Annotated in this window: 8 protein-coding genes and 4 pseudogenes; 7 read left to right on the top strand and 5 right to left on the bottom strand. The window is 65.9% G+C overall.

Going from position 1 to position 7,380, the window contains the following annotated elements:
• Window positions 1-300 precede the first annotated feature (300 nt).
• Complete coding sequence (locus AB0M27_RS45705) at window positions 301-867, bottom strand: dihydrofolate reductase family protein (protein WP_365731958.1); 567 nt, start codon at window positions 865-867, stop codon at window positions 301-303.
• 270 nt (window positions 868-1,137) lie between these two features.
• Between AB0M27_RS45705 and AB0M27_RS45700 the strand changes: the two are divergent.
• Window positions 1,138-2,011 (top strand): annotated as a pseudogene (locus AB0M27_RS45700) (IS5 family transposase).
• Here AB0M27_RS45700 and AB0M27_RS45695 read toward each other — a convergent pair.
• Window positions 1,995-2,537, bottom strand: a complete 543-nt coding sequence (locus AB0M27_RS45695) for a GNAT family N-acetyltransferase (protein ID WP_365731956.1) — start codon at window positions 2,535-2,537, stop codon at window positions 1,995-1,997. The pseudogene AB0M27_RS45700 and the gene AB0M27_RS45695 overlap by 17 nt on opposite strands.
• Before the next feature lie 305 nt (window positions 2,538-2,842).
• Window positions 2,843-2,971: a hypothetical protein gene (locus AB0M27_RS45690; protein ID WP_365731954.1), complete on the bottom strand. Its 129-nt coding sequence runs from the start codon at window positions 2,969-2,971 to the stop codon at window positions 2,843-2,845.
• 274 nt (window positions 2,972-3,245) lie between these two features.
• Here AB0M27_RS45690 and AB0M27_RS45685 point away from each other — a divergent pair, with 274 nt between their 5' ends.
• The 4 genes and pseudogenes from AB0M27_RS45685 to AB0M27_RS45670 all read left to right on the top strand — a co-directional run bounded on the left by AB0M27_RS45685 (window position 3,246) and on the right by AB0M27_RS45670 (window position 5,373).
• On the top strand, window positions 3,246-3,596 hold the full coding sequence (locus AB0M27_RS45685) for an antibiotic biosynthesis monooxygenase family protein (RefSeq protein ID WP_365731952.1): 351 nt from the start codon (window positions 3,246-3,248) through the stop codon (window positions 3,594-3,596).
• Between the two features lie 139 nt (window positions 3,597-3,735).
• Window positions 3,736-4,122: a VOC family protein gene (locus AB0M27_RS45680; RefSeq protein WP_365731950.1), complete on the top strand. Its 387-nt coding sequence runs from the start codon at window positions 3,736-3,738 to the stop codon at window positions 4,120-4,122.
• 150 nt (window positions 4,123-4,272) lie between these two features.
• A pseudogene (locus AB0M27_RS45675) lies at window positions 4,273-4,836 on the top strand (transposase); the annotation flags it as partial.
• Between the two features lie 102 nt (window positions 4,837-4,938).
• Window positions 4,939-5,373 carry a VOC family protein gene (locus AB0M27_RS45670; protein WP_365731948.1) on the top strand — a complete coding sequence of 145 codons (435 nt, stop codon included), beginning with the start codon at window positions 4,939-4,941 and terminating at the stop codon, window positions 5,371-5,373.
• 71 nt (window positions 5,374-5,444) lie between these two features.
• On the opposite strand, the pseudogene AB0M27_RS45665 reads toward AB0M27_RS45670, so the two are convergent.
• Window positions 5,445-5,759 (bottom strand): annotated as a pseudogene (locus tag AB0M27_RS45665) (transposase); the annotation flags it as partial.
• Between the two features lie 6 nt (window positions 5,760-5,765).
• On the opposite strand from AB0M27_RS45665, the pseudogene AB0M27_RS45660 reads away from it, so the two are divergent.
• A pseudogene (locus AB0M27_RS45660) lies at window positions 5,766-6,056 on the top strand (transposase); the annotation flags it as partial.
• Between the two features lie 21 nt (window positions 6,057-6,077).
• Here the strand turns inward: AB0M27_RS45660 and AB0M27_RS45655 are convergent.
• On the bottom strand, window positions 6,078-6,506 hold the full coding sequence (locus AB0M27_RS45655) for a VOC family protein (RefSeq protein ID WP_365731946.1): 429 nt from the start codon (window positions 6,504-6,506) through the stop codon (window positions 6,078-6,080).
• A 543-nt stretch (window positions 6,507-7,049) separates the two neighbouring features.
• Here AB0M27_RS45655 and AB0M27_RS45650 point away from each other — a divergent pair.
• On the top strand, window positions 7,050-7,380 hold a 331-nt coding region (locus AB0M27_RS45650), incomplete at its 3' end, for a helix-turn-helix domain-containing protein (protein WP_365731960.1).

Raw genomic sequence — 7,380 nt, 5'->3', positions numbered from 1 at the left:
CCCCAAAAGCCGACACACCGGCCTCACCCTCTACCAGATCCTCGACACCCTCCAGGACCTGCTGAACTGCTGGACCGGCACCTGCACCACCTGCCCCTGCCCAGCGGGATACACACGGCACCAAGATCGAGACAGACCTAACGGAGTCCTACTAGGTCGTGTATCGAAAGTGGATCTTGAGCCGTGGATGATCTCGGTTCATGGTGTAGGGTCTCGCGGCTGATGTCGTAATCTCACGGGCCGTGTCGTACCGATGTCGTATACGACATCATCGTGAGACTAGCGCGTGGGTGCTGCTGCTCAGCGCCTCGTCTCGTACCTGGTCAGGACCACGCCGCCGGGAAACGTCCGCGTCTCCACCAGGTTCAGGTTCACCCAGCTGTCCAGCGCGGTGAAGAACGGCGTGCCGCTGCCCACCAGGACCGGATAGGCGGCGATCGCGTACTCGTCGATCAGCCCGGCGCGCATGGCCGCCCCGGCGAGCGTTGCGCCGCCGATGTTCATTGGGCCGCCGTCGTCGGCCTTGAGCCGGGTGATCTCGGCGATCGCGTCGCCGGTGACCAGGCGGGTGTTCCAGTCGACCTTGTCGATCGTCGAGGAGAACACCACCTTCGGCGTGTCCCGCCAGTTCCGCGCGAACTCGATCTCCGCCGGGGTGGCGTTGGGCTGCTGGTCGCCGGTCGGCCAGTAGGAGCTCATCGTCTCCCACAGCTTGCGCCCATACAGCGACAGGCCACTCGCCTGCTCGTGGTCGAGCCACCACTGGAACAGCTCGTCGCTCGGCGGTCCGCTCCAGCCGATGTCGTCGCCGGCCGCGGCGATGTAGCCGTCCAGGGTCAGGTTCATGCCGTAGATCAGTTTCCGCATGGCTCAGCCTTTCGTTCGTGGGTGTCCGGCGTATAGACCAGCGCGGCGCGGGAAACTCATCGGTGCGCGATCTGGGCTCGCCGGTAGCCCTCGTGCTCGGGGCTCAGCGTGGTGTACTCGGCCGACTCGGACAAGCCGCCTGATCTCGACCTCGCCCTCGCGAGGAAATGCCACGGATTTGAGACTGATCATGGGTGACAAGGCCGTGAGACAGCCAAGAACGCCCAGGTCACGCAAGATCGACATGTCACGAGCGGCGAGAACCTAGACATGGGGCGGGGAGATCTCACGGATGAGCAGTGGGCGGTGCTGGAGCCGTTGTTGCCGAAGAGGAGGAAGGTGGGCGGCCGCCCGTCTGGTCCCGGCGGCAGTTGATCGACGGCATACGGTTCCGGGTCCGCACCGGGGTGCCATGGCGGGACGTGCCCGTCGAGTACGGGCCGTGGGGCCGGATCTACGCCCTGTTTCGCCGGTGGCAGCGTGAGGCACCTGGCACCAGGTTCTCAGTCGGCTCCAGGCCCTGGCCGATGCGAAGGGCGCGATCGTGTGGGACCTGAGCGTCGACTCCACCGTGTGCTGTGCCCATCAACATGCGGCCGGGGCCCGCAAGTAGGGTGACCTGCAGAAGGAACCACCGGGCGGTGTCTTCGACGAGCCCGGTGATCACGGGCTGGGGCGTTCGCGCGGCGGGTTCACGACCAAACTGCACTTGGCTGTCGAGCAGGGTCAGAAGCCCATGTCGATCGTGGTGACGGCAGGGCAGCGGGGGGACTCGCCGCAGTTCGAACGGGTGCTGGAGAAGGTCCGTGTGCCCCGCATAGGGCCCGGTCGGCCGCGCGTCTGCCCCGACCGCGTGCGGGCTGACAAGGCGTACGCCTGCCGGAAGAACCGCGCCTACCTGCGCCGCCGGGGAATCCGCTGCACCATTCCGGACAAGGCCGACCAGGCCCGCAACCGCAAGAAGCGCGGGTCCAGCGGCGGCCGGCCACCGAAGTTCGACCCAGAGGACTACAAGGCCCGGCACGCGGTCGAGTGCGGCATCAATCGCCTCAAGAGACATCGAGCCGCACCCACCAGGTACGACGAACTCGCGGTCCGCTACGAGGCAACCGTCCTCGTTGCCGTCATCAACGAGTGGTTGTGACGTACTGGTCCGACGACAACTCGAACACCCGGACTCGCCGACCGCCGGTGGGATTGACGGTCTCACGGGCCGGACGCATTCCCAGTTTGGTCATGATCCGTTCGGAGGCGTCGTTGCCCACTTGAGTGATGCTGACGATCCGCTCCAGCCCTCGCTCTTCGAACCCGAACCGTACAGCGGCTGCAGCGGCTTCGGTGGCCAAGCCCTGCCCCCAGTGGGAACGTCCCAGCCGCCAGCCGACCTCAACCGCCGGCAGTACCTCCGGCAAGAAGTCGGGCACCGAAAGGCCGGTGAACCCGGCCAGCTCGCCAGTGGACCGGATCTCCACGGCGAACAGGCCGAAGCCTTGTGACTCCCACTCGCTCTCCCATGCCTGGATCCCGCTGCGAGTCTGCTGTTCGTCACGGACGCTGCCGTCACGGATCCACCGCATGACCTCGGGGTCGGCATTGATGGCAGCCATGGGCGCAACGTCTTCCTCGCGCCAGCGACGCAGGATCAAACGGGGAGTCTCAAGCGTGACCATCCAATCATTCTGGATCACAAAATGGGCACCCGCCATCCTCACCAGGCACTTTCGATACACGCCCTAGTCTAGGGCTATCTGGTCGTGGTCAATGAGCATCGCAGCTTCCGGGACTGGTGCCCGTCTGGGGTACGGGGCCCGGCGATCTGCGACTTCGCCGTGTGGGCGCGACGCCGGCCGCGACCATCCTGACCGCCGTCGGGAGCAGCTTCGCATCGAACATGGCAGGGCGCATCCGGTCCCGGCACGACATCGCCGTTGACAGCGAAGGTCGGGGTGCCGAGCACCCCGTCCTGCTCGTACGCCTACTGTGAGGCGGACACGAAAACGTCGTACTTCATGGTGCGCACGGCCGCGTCGAACTCCTTGCCGTGCAGCCCCATCACCTCGGACGCCATGCGCAGCAGGAACGCGCTCCTGCGGATTGACGGCATTTCACCTCCGCCCGCGTCGGCCGCGAGCCCGCGCCCCCTCAGGGTCCGGTGTCATCCCCAGGTCTGACACGGGTTCGCGCGGTCCGACCGAAGTCGCCCATCGGAACGGGAACTGCGGCTGACTTCACGGCCCGCTTACGCCGGGACGATGGAGCGGTCCCCAGAAAGCAGTACCCGTAGGGACAAGCGAGCGTCGTGAGCGTCGCCGGATCCAGTACGGCGGTGGCCGGCCTCGGTGTCGTGGGACAACCGATAGCGAGAGGAAGTACCGAAGATGGCCAAGCTGCAGAGCCTGGACCCGATTACGCCGATGTTCGCGCAGTTCAAGGAGAGGACCGGGCCCATCGTCCTGGCCAACACCTTCGTCGTCCCGAAGGAGAGGACTGAAGCGTTCCTGACTCTCTTTCGGAGGCAGGCGGAGTTCATGAAGGCTCAGCCGGGATTCGTCTCTCTGCAGATGCACAAGGGAACGGCGGACAGTCAACTTCTGATGAACGTCGCGGTCTGGGAGTCGACCGAGGCGCTCGCCACGGCGTTCGGCAGCCCGGAGTTCCAGCGCATGTCGGCCGAGTTCCCCGACGACATCGTGTCGTACCCGCACATCTTCGAGCAGATCGACGTATGACACGGCAGCTGCAGCCGGGGGAGGGCAGCCGGAGAAGCCCTGCCCTCTCCCGGGCAGTCACGCGTCCCTGCACCATGCCGGGTCGCCAAGGCCGCCGAGCACCCACCACGCGTAGCCCCGCCCCTGAAGAGGAGTCACTATGACCGTGGAACTGAATCACACCATCGTCCCCGCCCGTGACCCGCAAGCCTCGGCGCAGTTCCTGGCCGAAATCCTCGGCCTGAGTGTCGATCCGCCGGTGGCGCACTTCACGCCGGTCACGCTGGCCAACCAGGTCAGCCTGGACTACGACCAGCTGGACGACTTTGAGCCACACCACTACGCATTCATGGTCAGCGAGCAGGAGTTCGACGCCGCCCTCGCCCGCATCCAGCACGGCGGAATCACCCACTACGGCGATCCCGCATGCCAAGAAATTGGGCAGATTTATCACAGTAAGCGCACCATAGGCCGCAGGGGCACCTACTTCCACGACCCCAACGGACATCTCATGGAAATCCTCACCCCGGGCGGCGCCAGGTCGTGAGACCGATGGCGGCCCAGCGGATCATGGCTTCGCTGGCGGCGGGATCGCCTTCGTAGTCGCGGGCGATGCGCGGTCAGCCGCGTCAGCCGTCCGTTCCACGACCCATCTGCAGGGCAGCACTGCGAAGCGCTTCTGGTCTGCGGGTTTGCGGACGGCCTCTTACGGGAGTTGGTGCGCCAGCAGGAGGGCAAGCACCGCCACCCCTCGGCCTGCGTGATCGACGCCCAGAGCGTCAAGACCTCCACCCCTGTCCCCGCCAAGACGCAGGGCAGCGACGCGGGCAAGAAGATCGTCGGCCGCAAGCGCAGCATCATCATCGACACCCTCGGCCTGCTGCTCGCGGTGCTGGTCACCGCGGCCGGCGTCCAGGACTCCACCGCTGGTCGCGCCCTGCTCGAGCAGGCCGCGACCGACCACCCCAGCCTGCGCAAGGTCTGGGTCGACGGCGGCTACCGCAAGCACTTCGTCGAGCACGCCGCCGCCCTCGGCATCGACCTCGAAATCGCCCAACGCACCCCCGGGACCAGGGGATTCACCCCGATCCCGAAACGCTGGGCCGTGGAGCGGACCTACGGCCGGCTCATGCTGCACCGCCGCCTGGTCCGCGACTACGAAACTCACCCGCACCGCTCCGAAGCCGTGATCCATCTGGCCATGACCGACCTCATGGCCCGCCGCCACGGTCGCGTCGTTCTCGTGGACTGTTCGGTTTGATCACTTGGTGTCCAAGGCGGCCCAGGATGCGACGGGGGGACGGGCGGATCCGTCTGGGGAAATGAGCGGCAGGGTCCCCCTGGAACGCGGTACGGTGCACCGATGTCAGAGATCAAGAAGTTCCAAGTCACCTTTGACTGCGCAGAACCTGAGCGCCTCGCTCGCTTCTGGTGTGAAGTGTTGGGGTACGTCATACCGCCGCCACCGGAGGGGTTCACCACCTGGGACGATTTCAACCGCACCCTGCCTCCTGAGGAGCAGGGATCATGGTTCGCCTGCAGTGATCCCTCAGGCGTGGGCCCGCGCCTGTACTTCCAGCGCGTCCCTGAAGGAAAAGTCGTTAAAAATCGGGTGCATCTCGATGTCCGGGTCGGCACCGGGCTCGTGGGGGACGAGCGCCTCGCCACGCTCGAAGCCGAGTGCGCACGACTGGTCGCGCTCGGTGCAACCCACGTGCAGACGCTGTACGCCGATGAAGAAAATGAGTCGTGCATCCCGATGCTGGACATCGAGGGCAACGAGTTCTGTATCGACTGAACGTTCTCCGAGCCGGGGGGTGGGGAGCCACCTCCCCTGGGCCTCTCTGGTCTCGTATGGGGCGGGAGTTGCCCCGCGAGCTCGAGGTTGTGCAGCCGGACGAGGCCGAGCATGGCGGTGTGAACGCCGTCGCCTTTCAGACGGCAGTCACGAAGGATCTTCCATGCCTTCATCCGTGCGAAGACGTGCTCGACGCGGGCCCGGACCTTGCGGTGGGAGGTGTTGTGTTCCTCTTTCCAAGCTGGCAGTTCGGTCTGGCCGCGTTCACGGCGGTGCGGAATGAGCAGGCCGGTGCCCCGATAGCCGCCGTCCGCGATGACCGTGGCCCGGCTGACGGTGGCCTTCGCACCGGAAAGTTCCCACGCCTTGCAATCATTGCGGTTGCCGGGCAGTCCCGCGGCAATCGGACCACCTGCGCAAACGCCACATCAAGGCAGTCATCCCCGAGAGGAAGGACCAGACCGCCAACCGGAAGAGGAAAGGCTCCAGGGGCGGCCGACCCGTCAGCCATGACGGCGGACCTCTACAAAGAGAGGATTACCGTCGAGCGCCTGATCAACAAGCTCAAGGCCTGGTGAGGCATCGCCACCCGCTACGACAAGGCCCCGGACAGCTGCCTCGCCGGCCTCCATCTGCGCGCCTCGATGATCTGGGTCAAAGACCCCGCCCAGGCTGTTTCTTGATCACAGCCGATATGCGCGGCTCTAGGGGCGGACGTAAGGCCGAGTCATGATCTCCATGTTGTGGCCGTCCGGGTCGTCGAAGTAGGCGCCACGACCACCGAATAGACGGTTGATCTGGCCGGCTTCGGTGTGGCTGGGGTCGGCGTAGTAGGTAACCCCGACCACCTCCAGGCGGGCGATCATGGCGTCGAACTGCTCGTCGGGCACGAGGAAGGCGTAGTGCTGTGACTGGATCGGTTCGTCCCTCTTCTCGTAGTAGTCGAGCGTCACGCCGTTGCCGAGGTCGACGGGCAGGAACGGCCCAAACGGGGCGCCGACCTTCAGGCCCAGGATCGCGGCGATGAACTCGGCAGATAGGTGCCGGTCGCTTGCGTAGACGGCGGTGTGGTTCAACTGGACACCGGCCGCCGGCAGCTCGGATTCATGCGGGTACTGCTGGTCAGAGGACATCAGTGGCGTGTCTCCGGTCTTGGGATCCGCTGTGGTGAAGCGCCGCATACGGGCGCCGGGAGCAAAGGCGCGGAGAAGGGGGCGGGGCTCTTGCCCGCCTCGAGCTCACGCCGAGGCCGGGAACCTCACTCGTGCATGGCCCATGGCCGACCCGGCAGTCACCCGACCGACTGTAGTGACCATCACAGGCTGGGGCAACGCCGTGCCTCGGCTGTGCTCCGGCCGCAGGTCGAGCCGCCGTTGGAAAAGTCCGCTGCTTCGGTCACAGCGGCGGTGACGGTGCCGAGGTAGACGCATCTGCGCTTGTCGTAGCCGGTTGTCACGGGTCTGGTGATCACGACTCAATGCGCGCCCTAGTGCGCCGGTGTCATCAGCGCGGCGCCCGCTTCGCGTAGCCGTGCCGGGTCGTCGGTGCGCGCCGTGTTCCTCGGCGTAGAGGGGCGGGATGTGCTGACCGACGTTCGTCAGCAGGTCGCGACACAGGTCGAGGCCAAAAGGCCTCGAAGCCCGTGCGATGAGGTGGACGGTCGTCGGCAGGAGCCCATGGCCTGTCCGGCGCAGCGGCGAGTTCGTCGACACCGGCGTCTACGTATCTCGTGCCGGACGCTCGCGGCACACATGCGCGAGCGACGCAAGTTCATACATATGACCAAGGCGGTGAGGCTCAACAACTTCGTTAGCTATCCCGGGTGTTGTGCTCGTATAGTTCTGTGCATGGAGTTGCTGCGGTTGTCCAAGGCTGCGAAGCGTCTCGGGATACACCCGTTGACGCTTCGCCGGTGGGCGTTGGACGGCAGGATCCCGTTCACGTGGGTCGGCCGTGAGCGCCGGTTCTCCTCGGTGGACGTGGAGAACATGAAGCGCGGCAGCGACT

This window comes from Streptomyces sp. NPDC052107 (genome assembly GCF_040680215.1).
Classification (GTDB): Bacteria; Actinomycetota; Actinomycetes; order Streptomycetales; family Streptomycetaceae; genus Streptomyces.
This window is presented reverse-complemented; position numbering and strand designations above follow the sequence as displayed.